The organism is Lysinibacillus sp. NPDC047702 (assembly GCF_050272555.1).
Classification (GTDB): Bacteria; Bacillota; Bacilli; order Bacillales_A; family Planococcaceae; genus Lysinibacillus.
In genome coordinates this window covers 15,243-31,715 of the sequence record NZ_JBNNMG010000015.1, presented here as the reverse complement: position 1 = coordinate 31,715, position 16,473 = coordinate 15,243, and the positions used below count along the sequence as shown (strand labels likewise).

Below are 16,473 nucleotides of genomic sequence, written 5' to 3'. Positions count from 1 at the left end.
CCATTCGTGATTATTGGTTATTCCAAATAACAAGCTTCATTTCTGTCATTTCCTCTATTGCATATTTTATGCCCTCACGACCTGTGCCACTTTCTTTTACGCCACCATATGGCATATGATCTACACGATAAGTTGGCACATCATTGATAAGGACACCCCCTACCTGTAATGCCCTTGAAGCCTTAAAAGCAGTCTCTATCGATGGTGTAAAAATACCTGCCTGTAAGCCATAATGAGAATCATTAACAGCTTCTATTGCCTCCTCTATAGTAGACACTGAATTCACGATCACAACTGGTGCAAAAATTTCTTCACATAACACTCTGCTATGTGAGGATACGTTGGATAACACAGTTGGCAGTAAAACATTATTATCAATATGACCACCAGTTATTATTTTTGCCCCCTCAGCAACCGCTTCTTCAATCCATTGTAGGGCCCGCTGTTGCTCTGATTCTGAAATCATCATGGCTATATCTGTTGTTTGCTCAAGTGGATCGCCAATGATAAGCTGCGCAACTTTAGCACTTAGCTTTTCTAAAAACTCATTCAACATACTATCCATTACATATATTCGCTGCAGTGAGATACATACCTGACCTTGATTTGAAAATGCCCCCATAACAATTCGGTCCATAATCTGATCAAGTTGAACCCCTTCGTCAACAATCACCCCTGCATTTGAGCCTAATTCTAATGTGACCTTTTTTAAACCAGCACGATTTCGTAGTGAAATACCTACAGCAGGGCTTCCCGTAAACGTTATCATTTTTACATTAGGATGTGCTAAAAATACATCCCCTACTAATTTCCCTTGCCCAGTCACTAGATTAAAAGCTCCTGCTGGTAAATTAGTTTGTGCCAATAATTTTGCTAGAAAATGAGCTGATAAAGCTGTTTGAGTAGCTGGCTTTAACACAATCGTATTGCCCGCAGCTAAAGCTGGTCCTACTTTATGAGCTACTAAATTTTGTGGAAAATTAAATGGTGTAATAGCTGCAATAACGCCTATTGGTTCCCGAATCGTATAGGCAAAGCGCCCTTCCCCATTTTTAGAAGCGTCCATCGGAATCATTTCGCCAGATAAGCGTTTTGCTTCCTCTGCTGCAAATTTATAGGTTTCAATCGTGCGATCAATTTCAGCAAAGGCATACTTTAATGGTTTTGCTGATTCTAGTGAAATAATACTAGCTGCTTCCTCACGATTTTCCAAAAACAAACTGGATAGATGCTCCAATATTTCTGCTCGTTGGAACGCAGTTAAGGCTGCCATGTCAGTGGCTGCAGCTTGTGCGCTTTCAATGGCATCCTGTACATCCTGTTCAGTTGCCATCGCAAACTTTGCAATTACCTCTTTTGAATAGGGGGCTTGAACCTCCATAAATTCATCTGTCATTTGCCATTGTCCATTCATCCATAAGCCCCTTTTCAAGACTTAATCACTCCTTTCTTTTAATGGTTACGTATTCATTTCAGAATATAAAGAAATGAATACGTAACCATTTCGGTGTAAAAAAACAAACTGACGTATATCAGTTTATTTTCTTACACGTTGTATTTCTTGGGAAAAGTTTAACAGATTCGGTTTGCTGGATGCAAGTATTTTTTTTCTCCATAACCTCAAATAATTTTTCAATTGCCATAAATCCAAGGTTTTTTTCTGACTCTAAGCCTACCGTTGTTAAGGCAATAGAATGATGTTTACTAAGCTCAACATTATCTATACCTATTACGTTAAATTCCTCTGGCACCCTAAAGCCCTGCGCTAAACATAAATTTATTATTTCAATCGCTATAGCATCTGTCGCTGCACAAATAGCAGTTGGTCGCTTCGGAAGCTGTACAATCTCTTCAAATACTCGTTCAATATCAATTTTATTGGTATTTGTAAAAAAAAACGGCACTGTTTTTGCATCAATTCCGTGATCCTCTAAGGCCTTTTCAAAGCCCTTGTACCTTCCATAAAAAGTACTCATTTCATGGGGACCACCAATCCAGCAAATATCACGATGATCTAAAGATAAAATATGATTTGTTGCGATATATCCTGCTTTTACATTATCAATCTCTACAAAATGCCTATTTTCTTGATGCTTGCGATTAAACATGATAAACGGTATGCCCAATTTTTCTAGCTTAAAAAATAAAGTATCTGTATACAGCATTGATGATAAAATAATCGCATCAGCCTTCGTTTCTAAAACGGAATTATAAATCGTGTCTAAGTTATCCTCTGTTCCAAAATAAACATGAACTTTATAGCCTTGAGCATTAGCATAGTTAACAATTGCTGTTGTTGTATCTACAAAAAAAGGATTGTGTAAAGGTCCTGAAATCAATGTGATTGTCCCTGTTTTTTGCTGAACAAGTGATCTTGCTATATCATTTGGAATGTAATTTAATTCCTCGATCGCCTTCATTACCTTTTCAATTGTTTTAGGCTTAACTAACTCAGGCGTATTTAATACTCTAGACACAGTTGTTTGAGAAACACCTGCATACTTTGCCACATCTTTTGAAGATACCAAAAAACCACCCATTTCATCTTTGTAAGCCTATTTTATACCATTACAGGGATAATGTTAATAGACAGTCATAGATGTATAATGAGTGATTTAACATCTTGGAAGGTATTTATTTTTTTCGGTCATAAGGCATTGCTGCCTCACTCGCTTTAAAATTATAAACAGGTTTAATAATTTTGATGATATCTACCGTTTCTTCAATGGCAGATGTAATCTCTATCATTGGTTTATAGGCCATAGGAGCCTCATCTAATGTTTCCTCATTTACAGATGTTGTCCATATACCTTGCATTGTTTCTTTAAAATCATCCATATTTAATGCCGCCTTGGCAGCTCTTCTAGAGTACATTCGCCCTGCCCCATGTGGCGCTGAGAAATTCCAATCTTCATTGCCTTTTCCCACACAAATCAACGAGCCGTCTCTCATATTCATAGGAATGACCAATTTTTCTCCTTTATTGGCACGAACTGCTCCTTTTCGCAACGTCATAGTATCTGTATCAATATAGTTGTGAATAGTATCGAAGGTTTCGTTAAAATCCCAGCCCATATGCTGAGCAATTGTTTCAGCAATGATCCATCGATTCATTCGAGCATATTGCTGCGCGATTTTCATATCATGCATATAATCATGGAAATACTCGCCTTCTAAATAAGCTAAGTCTTTGGGAACTAAAGGGTTTTGTTCTTTAAAGGTCTTTATCATTGCTTGAATTTCTTTTTGACGCCCCTGTGATTTCAGCTCCTCAATCTTTACTGTTAAATCTTCTCGACGCAACGTTTCGTAGGCTCTCTTTTGGTGCCAGCTAGCAACTTTGGCGCCAACATATCGGGAGCCAGTATGAATTAGTAAATAATGTACATTATTTACATCTTTTGACAATTCTATAAAATGATTTCCCCCTCCAAGTGTGCCTAAGGATAGATTGGTATACTCATCCTTTATACCGCTCGCCCTAAATTGATTTCCTTCAAATTCCACAAATTGGCGTTTAGGTGAAACTTCAGAATGAACGTCCTGCCCACTAGGTACAAAATCTCGGATAATTGCATCCAGCTTGGCAAAATCAATTGCCGACTTATTCAATTCCGCTACAAAAACACCACAGCCGACATCAACACCGACAAGATTTGGGACTACACGATCTTGAAGCTGAATCGTTGTGCCAATCACACACCCCTTACCTGCATGATAATCAGGCATAATCCGTATTTTTGTGCCTGCCATAAATGCCTGATCTGTTAATTCTTGAATTTGATCAATGGCTGATGGCAGTGCCGTTTTAGCATAAATTTTTGCTTCTGTAAAACGTCCGTTAACAGTAATCATAAAAATCCCTCCTCCCTAACTATACGTAAAAATACCATCATTTGTTTCAAATGAATAAAAGTTCTAAAAGTATTGTCAACTTTTAGAACTTTTCATGTTGTTGAAATACTATTATGTCAATGACATCAAGGTGACAAATTAAAAAGTATAACCCTTTTTCAAAACGAGGGGTTGATCTCCGTTCCGACTGAGTGCTTTCCTGGGGGCGTCCGATGAGCCGCTTGGGGCAACAGGAGGTTGGTCACGAAGGCGTTGTCACAGGACGTGACGGTTTTAGCCTTCGTTCCCCTAATCTGCTCGCTCCAGGGTCTCATCTGTGACGCTGAATCCCCGAGGAGTCACTCAGTCTACACTCCAATCAACCGTCGCTCATCGTATTTTCTATTGGCATTTCACATAAATGTGTAGTGATAAAATGAAGTCTTAACCAATATTATTTTGCGCAATAGTGGAGCTTTGAAAACAATTTTCTATGAGATAACAGAGTGACAGCAATAAGTGGCTTTATGTAAAGCAACAAAGTGATTCAATACATAAAGTGTAGGGCAACAACTATAGAATTGCGCCATTATATCCATTTAATGAGGGTGATTAACATACTTTTACTTTTGAAGGAAGAAAATATTTAAAGTTCTACACTATTGTTGATTGGAGTGCAAGGCTACTCGACTCCCGTGGGATAGCGAGACAGACGAGAAACTGAGGCCAACACGATGTTGGTCACGAAGGCGTTGTCACAGGACGTGACGCACTTAGTCTTCGTTCCTCCAGCGCAGGAAGCGGCTCGTCGCTCGCCCACTGGAAGCCTTGCTCTGCGCGAAAGCGAAGCGTCAGCGGCAAAGCGAGTAGCCTGGAACGGAAATCACCTTCATTTGACTTAGTAGTATTCACAAAGAGTCCCTTGACCATTTAGTTTTTCAACACTATGAAAAGTTCTAAAAGTATTGTCAACTTTTAGAACTTTTTTGTAGCATCTTACTCTTCATAATGAATATCTAATTTTTTCGGTATATCTGGAATATCATTTGATTTTACATCTGTTTCTATTAAGCTTAATGTATAAATTGGATATTTGTCTTGAACATCAAAAGGAATTGCAATACTTTCCATTTTATTATTCATCTGGCTACGTGCAAGAATACCATTATAGGATAAATCAATGCTCATAATATTGTGGATCGTTTCTTTTAGCATTTCAAGGTCTTTTGCTTTAAGTGGCATTTGTCCGTTTAATAAAAACGGCTGAATGTTATCTTTGATATAGCCCTGTGCTTCGATTAAACAAGAAAATTCATTTAATTTATTGGCATATAATTTTAATTGGCGTTTTTCTTTTGAACGTTGTTGATTGAGCTCTTGCACCTTTTTCTCAATACGTAGCAAACGCTTTTTTGTTAAATTCATGAGATAACCTTGGATAGGCTGAATAGCTTGAAGCATTATTGCCTCTGCTTCCTGTACTTTCTCAAACTGTTCAATACAAACAGCCTGCTGCTCATTTAGCTTATTAACCCGTTCCTTGAAAAATTCATTTTGTGTATGCTGACCAAAAATTGCTTTCATCAGCCCTTTCCCATGAATTTTTTTATGCTGTGCATCCAATCGATCATATTCACGTTTATATTCGCTATACATATTGCGATATTCTCGTAACACTTGCTGATAGTGTATAGCCTTTTCTGTAAAGCCTTCTACAATATTGTCCTGCAAATAATCATGTTGAGAAATGGTTTGTAAAAGCTGGTATAATGTCTGAACGTTTTTAAATACATTGGCAACATCTTCATATTCTTGTTCATATTCAGTGACAATCGTTAAATCACGTTGATAGCGAGAAAACTCATATTGAGTATCACCTGCGTATTTTTCAATGTTCTCAACAGCAGATTGGAATGGATCACGTTGAGGAATCACAGTTAATTCAAAGCGGAATCGTTCTAACCATTGCAAAAAGCGAATTAAAATTGCATACGTTTTTTTATCACTATTTTGTGCAACTCGATGAATCTGTGTAATTAAATGCTCATATCGGCTCTTTTGCCATAACTCATCATTATTAGTTTGTTTAGCCATCAATGCATTTGTTGCCGAGATAGGAATAAAATCACTGACTAAATGACCAATTCGTTCCTTTTCCGAAAGAATAAATTCCTCCGTTTCGTCATTTGAATCAATACCATTAATCACACAAAGTGGTTCAACACCTTTATTTTTTAATGTTTCCATTAATAATATTTCTGCATCAATAGCCATAGAACCTGAGCGTAATATCCAAAAAATTTCATCTACTCGGTTAATCAATGATTCAGAGAAATAGGCTCTTTCCCCGCCGCCAGCTTCCAATGACACTGAATCAATAATTGTTACTGACTTTAATAAATCATTTTTTAGAAATACCTCCAAGTAATCTAAATGTTCTCGTAATATTTCCGACGCAAAAGTATCACCAGTTGTCAGTAATTCAAGCTTACTCATATCAAATATTGCCACAACACCATCTAAAAAATAGGCTCTTATTTCTTCATGTTCGCCATATCGCAAAAATGTATTTACACCAGTTGGATGCTGTTCACTCACAGGTAAAACGTGACGCCCTAAAAGCCCGTTCACAAGTGTTGTTTTGCCAACACGCTCTTTCCCCACAATTAGAATCATCGTTTGATTATTAGCATCCTGTATAATTCGATTAAGATGCTTAGCTGTGTCCTTTACATATGTATTCTGTACGATGATGCCATGCAATTGTCGTAAACGATCAACAAGCTGTGGTAAAATATTATTCGCTGAGGCTGTATTTTCGATTGGCAGTTTGTCAATGTTTGTCATCCTCAAAACCTCTTTTCGTATGTATCTATAAATCCATTATAAATGATACGAATCCCTTTCTAATACATAGTACTAAGAAATATTGACAAAAAAGGACAAAATACTCACCAATAGTCGTCATAATTAGTAATTATTTCATGCATATCCAAGTAACAATTACATGTATTATTACCAATTTTATTGAAAATATAAATTTCATATCTATTATTCTTCTAATCCAGCCATACGTGCATATACCTCTCCAAGTGTCGGCATGCCTCCTTGAGCACCAAATTTCTCTACGGATAAAGAGGCTGCAATATTAGCAAAATAGAGAGCCTGATCTAATGATTGTCCTTCAACTAATGCATGGGAAAGTGCTCCGTTAAACGTATCACCTGCACCTGTTGTATCTACCGCTTTCGTCATATAACCTGGCACATGAATCGGGTATTCCCCATCAAAATAACGAGCTCCATCACTTCCTAAGGTAACAATCAATTTATTTGGATATTTTTCTAAAATAGCGTCAAAATCATCGCCAAAAATTTCTGCACATTCTGTTTCATTCGGTGTAATATACGTAATATCTTCCATCCATTGGACATCAAAATTAGTTGCTGGTGCGGGATTTAATAGTACAGGTATATGGAATTCCTTGCATAATCTTATAGCATAGTCCACCGTTTCTTTGGGGATTTCGAGCTGTATAATGACCATCTGACTTTGCTGAATGATTTCCTTTGACGCTTCTATCTGTGCAGGCTTTAATTCATAATTAGCACCAGGCACTACAATAATGCGGTTATCGTGATTATAGATTAATATATTTGCAATTTCAGTAGGCACTGCTGTGCTAATAATAGCCTTTGTTTGAATAGACTCTTGCTGTAAAACCTTTTGTAAGGTATCACCAAAGCTATCTGCGCCCACACAGCCGATCATAGTGACCTCACTTCCAAGTCGTGCAGCAGCAATTGCCTGGTTGGCTCCCTTACCTCCTGGTGCAGTTTGAAACACTGAACCTAAAATTGTTTCACCTTGCTTTGGAAAAGTATCCATTTGTACAATCAAATCCATATTTAAACTTCCTATAACTGTAATCATCTTTTTCACTACCTTTCATTGCTTATATTCTATCGAAGAAAATATGACTGGAACAAGGATAAATTAATCATTTGACATAAACGTAACCTGAGCGGTTCTTTCTGGTACCTGAGCGCGTTCCTCTACTACCTGAGCAGTTCTCCTGTTATCTGAGCGGGTTTCTCTACTACCCGAGCAGTTCTTCTTGGTACCTGAGCGGTTTTCTTTACTACCCGAGCAGTTCCTCCTGCTACCTGAGCGATTTTCTCCCCTACCCGAGTATTCAGCATCCACCATTTAAAGAGAGCTTACAATTTTTTTAAGTACAACAAAAAACTGAAGACAATTATAACCTTGCCTTCAGTCTTAGAAAAAGTATTTATCTATTAAAATGCAATACGTTTTGCTTCGTAAGCAGCGATTTGTTCCTCGTATTTAATCGTTAGAGCAATTTCATCCCAGCCATTAAGTAAAGTTTCTTTATAATAAGAATCGATGTTAAACTTATAAACGTTTCCATCTTCACCCGTTACTGTTTGAGCTTCCAGATTGACTTCCATCGTGTAAGGTTTATTAAGGCCCTTTGCTAAAATTTCATCACATTCTGCTTCTGTTAGCTTAATTGGTAAAATGCCATTTTTAAAGCAATTATTATGGAAAATATCTGCAAATGATGGTGCGATAACAACATTGAAGCCATAATCTAGGATAGCCCATGGAGCATGTTCACGAGAAGAACCACATCCAAAGTTATCTTGTGCTACTAAAATTTTAGAGTTTTTAAATTCAGGTTTATTTAACACAAAATCTGAAATTTCATTACCCTGTGCGTCAAAACGCCAATGGTAAAATAAAAATTCTCCAAAGCCTGTGCGTTCAATTCGTTTTAAAAACTCTTTGGAAATAATTTGATCTGTATCTACGTTTTTATGATCTAGTGGTGTTATGACACTCTTCACGATATTAATTGGTTCCATGTTCAATCATCCCTTCCGTGTAAAACAAACTTACACCGTTTCCTTTACAAATTCACGTACATCCACAAAATGTCCAGCTATAGCTGCGGCTGCTGCCATTGGTGGTGATACAAGATGTGTACGAGAACCCGCTCCCTGGCGCCCTTCAAAGTTACGGTTGGATGTAGATGCACAGCGTTCACCAGCAGGAACGACATCATCATTCATAGCTAAGCACATGGAGCAACCTGATTCACGCCATTCAAAGCCTGCTTCTGTAAAGATTTTATCTAACCCCTCTGCCTCAGCTTGTTTTTTCGTAGAATGGGAGCCTGGCACAACGATTGCTGTGACATTTTCATGCACCATTCGTCCTTGGATGACACTTGCTGCTGCACGTAAATCACTGATACGTGAGTTTGTACAAGAGCCGATAAATACATGTTGGATATCGATGGATGTTAATGGTTGACCTTCTTCTAAGCCCATGTAGGTAAGGGCTTTACTAAGTGCAGCTTTATCTGATTCATCCTCGTAATCCGCTTGTGTTGGAACAGTTCCTGAGACACCTGTACCCATCGAAGGATTTGTTCCCCAAGTAATGATTGGCTCAATCTCCTCTGCTTTAATGATACGAACTGTATCATATGTTGCATCCTCATCAGAAGCAAGGCTTACCCAATAGGCTGCTGCTTCATCAAATTTTTCGCCTTGTGGTGCATATTTACGATCACGTATATAGTCCACAGTAATTTGGTCAGGTGAAATAAGACCAGCCTTTGCACCTGCTTCAATTGACATGTTACAAATCGTCATACGTTCTTCCATTGATAGTTTGTGGATAGCCTCTCCAGTGAATTCCACAATATGTCCAGTACCAACCCCGATACCGAATTTAGCAATAATTGCTAGAATAATATCTTTTGCAGCTACACCTACAGGCAACTCGCCTTCTACACGAATTTCCATTGTTCTTGGTTTGTTTTGCCAAAGTGTTTGTGTTGAAAGTACATGCTCTACCTCAGACGTACCAATACCAAAGGCAATAGCTCCAAAGGCACCATGTGTGGACGTATGGGAATCACCACAAACTATTGTTTTACCAGGCTGTGTTAAGCCTAGTTCTGGTCCAATAACATGAACAATTCCCTGATCAGGATGCCCCATTCCAGCTAGCTCCACACCGAATTCTTCAGCATTTTTAGCCAAAGTTTCTATTTGATTACGCGCAATCGGGTCATTGATTGTCGGTAGATTTTTAGTTGGCACGTTATGATCCATTGTTGCAAAGCTTAAATCTGGACGACGCACCTTACGTCCGTTCATACGTAGACCTTCAAAAGCCTGCGGAGAAGTAACTTCATGAATTAAATGAAGATCAATATATAACAGGTCAGGTTTGCCCTCTTCCTGATAAACAACATGTTTATCCCAAATCTTTTCAATTATATTTTTGCCCATTGTCTTCACCTATTTCTTAAATGTATGTTGTCATAATGCTTTCTGAAACAAAGCTAGTATCAATCTCGTTAATTACTTTATCTGTCCATTCATTTGTAGATAGAATACGGTCACCATCACGAGCAAGATCTGCTGTGAAATAACCATCATCAAATACTGCACTGACTGCACGTTCAATTTCTGCAGCTTCTTCTTTTAAGCCAAATGAATATTGCAACATCATCGCAACAGAAAGAATAGTTGCTGCTGGATTTGCTACACCTTGGCCGGCAATTTCTGGTGCTGAGCCATGTACTGGTTCATATAGACCGAAATTATCGCCACGAATGGATGCCGATGGTAATACTCCTAAAGAACCTGTAATAACAGATGCTTCATCACTTAAAATATCACCAAACATATTTTCAGTAACGACCACATCATAGTGACCTGGATTTGTAATTAATTTCATCGCCACCGAATCGACTAAATTGTGCTCAACCTGTACGTCTGGATACTCTTTTTTCTTCGCTTCGACTACTTCTCGCCACAGTCGACTAGTTTCAAGCACATTTGCTTTATCGACAGAACATAATTTGCCTCCACGTAAGCGTGCTAATTCAAAGGCATTTTCAACAATTCGTTCAACCTCAGCAGTTGAATAAACAGTTGTATCAATTGCGCCATTTTCAGTACGCATACGTGGTTCCCCGAAGTATACGCCACCTGTTAATTCACGTACAATCATTAAATCGACGTTTTCGGCAACTTCACGCTTTAATGGTGAAGCATCAAGTAAACTCGGGAACGCCTTTACTGGACGTAGATTTGCAAATAAATCAAAATGCTTGCGAATACGCAATAAACCTTTTTCTGGACGTAATTCAGGTGGATTATTATCCCATTTTGGACCACCTACAGCCCCAAGTAAAATAGCATCACTGTTTTCACACATTTCAATTGTCTCATCTGGTAGTGGATTATTGTGTTGGTCGATGGCAGCGCCTCCGATTGTTGCATAACCTAAATGGAATTTATGGTTGAAACGTTTTCCAATTACTTGCAATACACGTACAGCAGAAGCAACAACCTCTGGCCCAATTCCGTCACCAGGAAGTACTGTAATCTTTTTCTCCATCGTCAAAACACCTTTCTTTGTATAGCGTAGATACACTATTTTAGTAAAGACTCTCACCTACATGTATAGATGAGAGCCATCAAATTACACCATGGCATAATTGCCTTTTGTTTGTGAATGTTACGAAGTCCATTCACTATTACTGATCTGTGACATTCACCAGAGGCTTAATGCTTAACTAACAGGTTGTGCACGTAAACTTGCCTGAATTAAATGACGATTAATAGCATTTAGATAAGCTTTTGCGGAAGCTTCTAATACATCCTGTGAGGAATTTCTGCCAGTTGTCGACACATCATCATAACGAATATTAATGACGGCTTCACCTAGTGCATCGCGCCCCTTGCCAACAGATTTTACACGGTAATCAATAACATGAATATGTCCCTGTACAAGTTGTTCAAGCGTATTGAAGATTGCTTCCACCGAGCCTGAACCTGTTGCAACAACCGTCTTTTCAACCCCTTCAGGTGTGTGCACGATCGCTGTTGCAGTTGGAATATTTTCTGTACCATATTGTACCTGTACCATCTTTAATTCAAAGAGTGGTACATTTTCTAATTGAACTTGTTGTTCTGTTAAAAGAGTTAATAAGTCCTCTTCCGTAATTTCTTTTTTACGATCAGCAAGTTTCTTAAATTCAGTAAACGCTTTGTTTAATTTATCATCCGAAAGATTGAAGCCCATTGTTTCCGCGCGATCACGGAATGCCGCGCGACCTGAGTGCTTTCCTAAAACAAGAGGTACCTCACCTTCACCAATAAGAGCAGGTGAAATAATTTCATACGTTTCTGGATTCTTTAACACACCATCTTGATGGATACCAGATTCGTGTGCAAATGCATTTTTACCTACAATCGCTTTATTCGGTTGAATAACCACATTCGTCAATTTACTGACTAATTGAGATGTGCGTTTAATTTCTTGTAATTGAATGCCTGTTTCTATGGGAAAGATATCTTTACGGATATGAAGAGCAACTGCAATTTCTTCAAGTGCGACATTTCCAGCACGCTCTCCTATACCGTTAATCGTACCCTCAACCTGAGAGGCCCCATTTTCAATAGCAGCGATCGTATTTGCAGTCGCCATACCTAAATCATCGTGACAATGTGCAGAGAATTTTACTGTTTCAGCACCTTTCACATTTTCAAGGAGAAATTTAAATAATGCACCATATTCTTGTGGAGATGCATACCCCACTGTGTCAGGCACGTTAATTGTTGTCGCTCCCGCTGCAACCACCTCATTGATAATACGGACTAGAAACTCACGATCTGAGCGGAATGCATCTTCTGCAGACCACTGTACGAGCGGAAAGAATTTTTTTGCGTATTTTACAGCTTCAACCGCCTGTTCCACCACTTGATCCGGTGATTTTTTTAGCTTATATTCCATATGAATTGGTGAGGTTGCAAGGAAAATATGGATATGTGGCTGCTCGGCTACTTTAATCGCATCCCATGTTGTGTCGATATCCTTTTGGACACAGCGAGCTAAACCTGTAACGATGGAGTTTTTCACGGTGCCTGCAATGCGATTTACCGCATCAAAGTCACCAGGTGACGAAGCAGGAAAACCTGCTTCAATAATTGTCACCCCTAGACGCTCTAGTTGCTTGGCGATTTCAATCTTTTCTGCTGTATTTAAATTAATACCAGCAGATTGTTCGCCGTCGCGAAGAGTTGTATCAAAAATATCAATTTTTCGCACTTGTAGCCACTTCTCTCACAACTTTTTCTTTCCCTTCGTTGATGAATGGCATCATAGCACGTAATTTAGCACCAACTTCTTCGATTTGGTGGTTTGCACCTGCTTCTTTGAATTTTGTATATTCAGGACGACCGTTTTCGTTTTCTTGAATCCAACGGCGAGCAAACGTACCATCTTGGATATCTGTTAATACTTCTTTCATACGACCTTTTACAGATTCGTCGATAATACGTGGTCCTGCAACATAGTCACCCCACTCAGCTGTATCTGATACTGAGTAACGCATTGTTGCCATACCGCCTTCAAACATAAGGTCAACAATTAATTTTAATTCGTGAAGTGTTTCAAAGTATGCTAGTTCTGGTTGGTAACCAGCTTCAACTAATGTTTCAAAACCTGCTCTTACTAATTGTGTAGCACCACCACAAAGTACTGCTTGTTCACCGAATAGGTCTGTTTCAGTTTCCTCTTTGAATGTAGTTTCAAGCAGACCACCGCGAGCTGAGCCAATTCCTTTTCCGTATGCTAGAGCTAAGTCTTTTGCTTGACCTGTTGCATCTTGATGGATTGCGAATAAGCCTGGTACACCTGCACCTGCTTGGTATTGACGACGTACTAAGTGTCCTGGACCTTTTGGTGCCACTAAGAATACATCGACATCTGCTGGTGGTGTAATTTGTCCGAAATGAATATTGAAGCCGTGTGCAAACATAAGTGCTTTCCCCGCTTCAAGATGTGGAGCAATTTCAGCCTCATAGACAGCTTTTTGGCGCTCATCTGGAAGTAAGATTTGGATAACATCTGCTTCTTGTGCTGCCTCTGCAACAGTTTTAACGTCTAATCCATCAGCCTTAGCTGCATCAAAAGATCCACCTGGACGAACACCTACTACTACATCAAAACCTGATTCTTTTAGGTTAAGAGCGTGTGCATGTCCTTGTGAGCCGTATCCGATAATTGCGATTTTTTTTCCTTTTAATACTTCCTCGTTGATGTTTTGTTCATAGTACATAGTAGTCATTGTTTGTTTCCTCCTAAATTGTGGGTTTAAATTTTGACTTTAAATGCACATTACTGGATTGTGCTATGCATCTAAAGCGATCAATTTTATATGCAAACTATTTTAAAATAGAGAGCTGTGGATTTGAAATTTTTTGTGTTTCTCGAACAGAGGCAGTTGCTCCTGTGCGTGTTAATTCTTTAATACCATATGGTCGAATGAGCTCTATAAAGGCATCAATCTTTTCTGGATGTCCTACAACTTGATATGTGACAACGTTTTTCGCTGTATCAATAATTTGTGGACGGAATGGTTCAACAATTGAATTCATTTCCAGTCGTAAATTTGGTGGTGAAATAACTTTGACAAGCGCTAACTCACGTAACACGATTGATTTATCTGTTATATCATTGACCTTTAATACATCAATTTGTTTTGATAACTGCTTCACCAACTGTTCAATCTTACTCTCATCTTCTACATGTACAACAAATGTCATTTTTGAGAAGTTAGGCTGCTCTGTATGACCAACTGTAATGGATTCAATATTGAATTGACGTTTCATCAGCAAGCCTGTTACACGGTTTAATACGCCACTTTGGTTAATCACTGTTACTGTAATTACTCGTTTCAATTCTTTTTCACCCCAATCATTTCGTGCAAGCCTTTACCAGGTGCTACCATAGGATAAACACATTCAAGCTGTTTAACACGACAATCAATCAATACTGGATCATCTGAAAGAAGGGCCTCACGGAAAATGCTTTCTGCTTCATCGATTGTGTTAATACGATAGCCCTTAATACCATATGCATCAGCTAATTTAACAAAGTCTGGTTGGATTGGCATTAATGAAGATGAATAGCGTTCCTCATAGAATGTTTGTTGCCATTGGCGTACCATTCCAAGACAGCTGTTATTTAAAATAACCACTTTTACTGGTAGGTTGAATTCTTTTAGTAGGGATAGCTCTTGTGCAGTCATTTGGAATCCTGCATCCCCTACAATAGAAACGACCTTTTTGTCTGGCTTCGCAAACTGGGCTCCAATTGCAGCTGGGAAGCCGAAGCCCATCGTACCAAGTCCACCAGACGTTACCCATCCATGATCATTATTTAAGCGATAATATTGTGCAGCCCACATTTGATGCTGCCCAACATCCGTTGTAACAATTGCATCGCCTTCTGTAATTTTATGCACAAGCTCTAATGCTTCCTGTGGTAAAACTTCCTTTTCTTCAGAATCTTTACAATACCACAGAGGGTATTCATTAGCATTATTTCTTAAGTATGCCAACCATTCTGCTGTATCAGGACCCTCAAAATCCTTTTTCAACAATGCTTTTAATGCTTCTTTTGCATCTGCCACAATTGGAATATCAGTTGGTACATTTTTCCCGATTTCTGCTGGATCAATATCAATGTGTATGATTGTTGCATTTGGTGCAAATGTTGCTAAATTCCCAGTTAGGCGATCATCAAAACGGGCACCAATATTTACTAATAAATCAGATTTTGTAATAGCTGTATTCGCAGTAACAGTACCATGCATACCAGCCATTCCGATAAATAATTCATGTTCTCCATGAATAGAGCCAAGCCCTAAAAGCGTGTTAGTTACTGGAATACGGTATTTTTCAGCAAATGTTGTTAATTCTTCACGTGCATCCGCAAAGAGAACGCCAGCACCAGCTAAAATAAGGGGATTCTTTGCTAATGAAATTGCCTGAATCGCTTTTTGTATTTGTAAATAGTTCGGCTTATAGGTTGGTTGATAACCTGGTAAATAAATTTCATTTGGAGCTTGTGGAGGATTTTCCACATCAAACAGCATTTGAGACACGTTTTTTGGGAAATCCACTACTACAGGACCTTTTCTGCCTGTGTTTGCGATATGGAAAGCCTCTTGTACAATACGCGGAATATCGTTGACATCCTGTACCTGGTAGTTATGCTTTGTAATTGGCGTTGTAATTCCCATGATATCAGCTTCTTGGAATGCATCTGTACCAATGACAGATGTGGCCACTTGACCTGTAAAAACAACTAACGGAATCGAGTCAATCATGGCATCAGCAATACCTGTAACTAGATTTGTTGCTCCTGGTCCACTAGTGGCAATGACAACACCTGGTTTATTGGAAACCCGTGCATATCCCTCTGCTGCATGGATTGCACCTTGTTCATGTCTAGTTAAAATATGACGAATTGGATTTTTATACATTGCATCATAAATTTGTAGAACAGCTCCACCTGGATAACCGAAAATAATTTCGACACCTTGATCATGCAATGCTTGCACTAATACGTCAGCACCATCTTTCGCTTGATAGGTTTGTTCAGCCTTTGCTGTTGTTGCTAATTCTTCTTTTTCATTGATTGAAACATTCGCACTCATCAAATATGCCTCCTTCTTCTTAATTCATTCAATTTCACATTAGCGATGCGCATCAGTGAAGTATAACTGGCTGAAGGTCTCCT

The 16,473-nt window shown here is 38.7% G+C and carries 12 protein-coding genes; all 12 read right to left on the bottom strand.

All coding sequences use genetic code 11. The features are described from left to right. Positions 1 to 10 precede the first annotated feature (10 nt). The 12 genes from ACQKIM_RS09945 to ilvB all read right to left on the bottom strand — a co-directional run bounded on the left by ACQKIM_RS09945 (position 11) and on the right by ilvB (position 16,390). Complete coding sequence (locus ACQKIM_RS09945; RefSeq protein WP_427542748.1) at positions 11 to 1,432, bottom strand: aldehyde dehydrogenase family protein; 1,422 nt, start codon at positions 1,430 to 1,432, stop codon at positions 11 to 13. A 100-nt stretch (positions 1,433 to 1,532) separates the two neighbouring features. After that, entirely contained in the window at positions 1,533 to 2,528 is a 996-nt protein-coding gene (locus ACQKIM_RS09940) for a LacI family DNA-binding transcriptional regulator (protein ID WP_427542745.1), read from the bottom strand. Between the two features lie 106 nt (positions 2,529 to 2,634). Continuing rightward, positions 2,635 to 3,855, bottom strand: coding sequence for an RtcB family protein (locus ACQKIM_RS09935; protein ID WP_427542742.1), 1,221 nt, complete (start codon positions 3,853 to 3,855; stop codon positions 2,635 to 2,637). A 975-nt stretch (positions 3,856 to 4,830) separates the two neighbouring features. Then, positions 4,831 to 6,681 carry a dynamin family protein gene (locus ACQKIM_RS09930; protein WP_427542739.1) on the bottom strand — a complete coding sequence of 617 codons (1,851 nt, stop codon included), beginning with the start codon at positions 6,679 to 6,681 and terminating at the stop codon, positions 4,831 to 4,833. 204 nt (positions 6,682 to 6,885) lie between these two features. Further along, the gene (gene rbsK / locus ACQKIM_RS09925) at positions 6,886 to 7,767 is read right to left on the bottom strand and encodes a ribokinase (RefSeq protein WP_427542737.1); all 882 of its coding nucleotides are present in this window, start codon (positions 7,765 to 7,767) and stop codon (positions 6,886 to 6,888) included. A gap of 365 nt (positions 7,768 to 8,132) precedes the next feature. Next, complete coding sequence (leuD, locus tag ACQKIM_RS09920; RefSeq protein ID WP_427542734.1) at positions 8,133 to 8,723, bottom strand: 3-isopropylmalate dehydratase small subunit; 591 nt, start codon at positions 8,721 to 8,723, stop codon at positions 8,133 to 8,135. 30 nt (positions 8,724 to 8,753) lie between these two features. After that, positions 8,754 to 10,163: a 3-isopropylmalate dehydratase large subunit gene (gene leuC, locus ACQKIM_RS09915; RefSeq protein ID WP_427542731.1), complete on the bottom strand. Its 1,410-nt coding sequence runs from the start codon at positions 10,161 to 10,163 to the stop codon at positions 8,754 to 8,756. 16 nt (positions 10,164 to 10,179) lie between these two features. Beyond that, the gene (gene leuB, locus ACQKIM_RS09910; RefSeq protein ID WP_427542728.1) at positions 10,180 to 11,280 is read right to left on the bottom strand and encodes a 3-isopropylmalate dehydrogenase; all 1,101 of its coding nucleotides are present in this window, start codon (positions 11,278 to 11,280) and stop codon (positions 10,180 to 10,182) included. Positions 11,281 to 11,454: 174 nt separating this feature from the next. Further along, positions 11,455 to 12,993: a 2-isopropylmalate synthase gene (locus ACQKIM_RS09905; protein WP_427542725.1), complete on the bottom strand. Its 1,539-nt coding sequence runs from the start codon at positions 12,991 to 12,993 to the stop codon at positions 11,455 to 11,457. Beyond that, positions 12,980 to 14,014, bottom strand: coding sequence for a ketol-acid reductoisomerase (gene ilvC / locus ACQKIM_RS09900; protein ID WP_427542722.1), 1,035 nt, complete (start codon positions 14,012 to 14,014; stop codon positions 12,980 to 12,982). Before ilvC ends, ACQKIM_RS09905 begins: the two co-directional genes overlap by 14 nt. Before the next feature lie 97 nt (positions 14,015 to 14,111). After that, positions 14,112 to 14,627: an acetolactate synthase small subunit gene (gene ilvN, locus ACQKIM_RS09895; protein ID WP_427542719.1), complete on the bottom strand. Its 516-nt coding sequence runs from the start codon at positions 14,625 to 14,627 to the stop codon at positions 14,112 to 14,114. Then, positions 14,624 to 16,390: a biosynthetic-type acetolactate synthase large subunit gene (gene ilvB, locus ACQKIM_RS09890; RefSeq protein WP_427542716.1), complete on the bottom strand. Its 1,767-nt coding sequence runs from the start codon at positions 16,388 to 16,390 to the stop codon at positions 14,624 to 14,626. The genes ilvN and ilvB overlap by 4 nt, the downstream gene beginning before the upstream one ends. Positions 16,391 to 16,473: the final 83 nt, after the last annotated feature.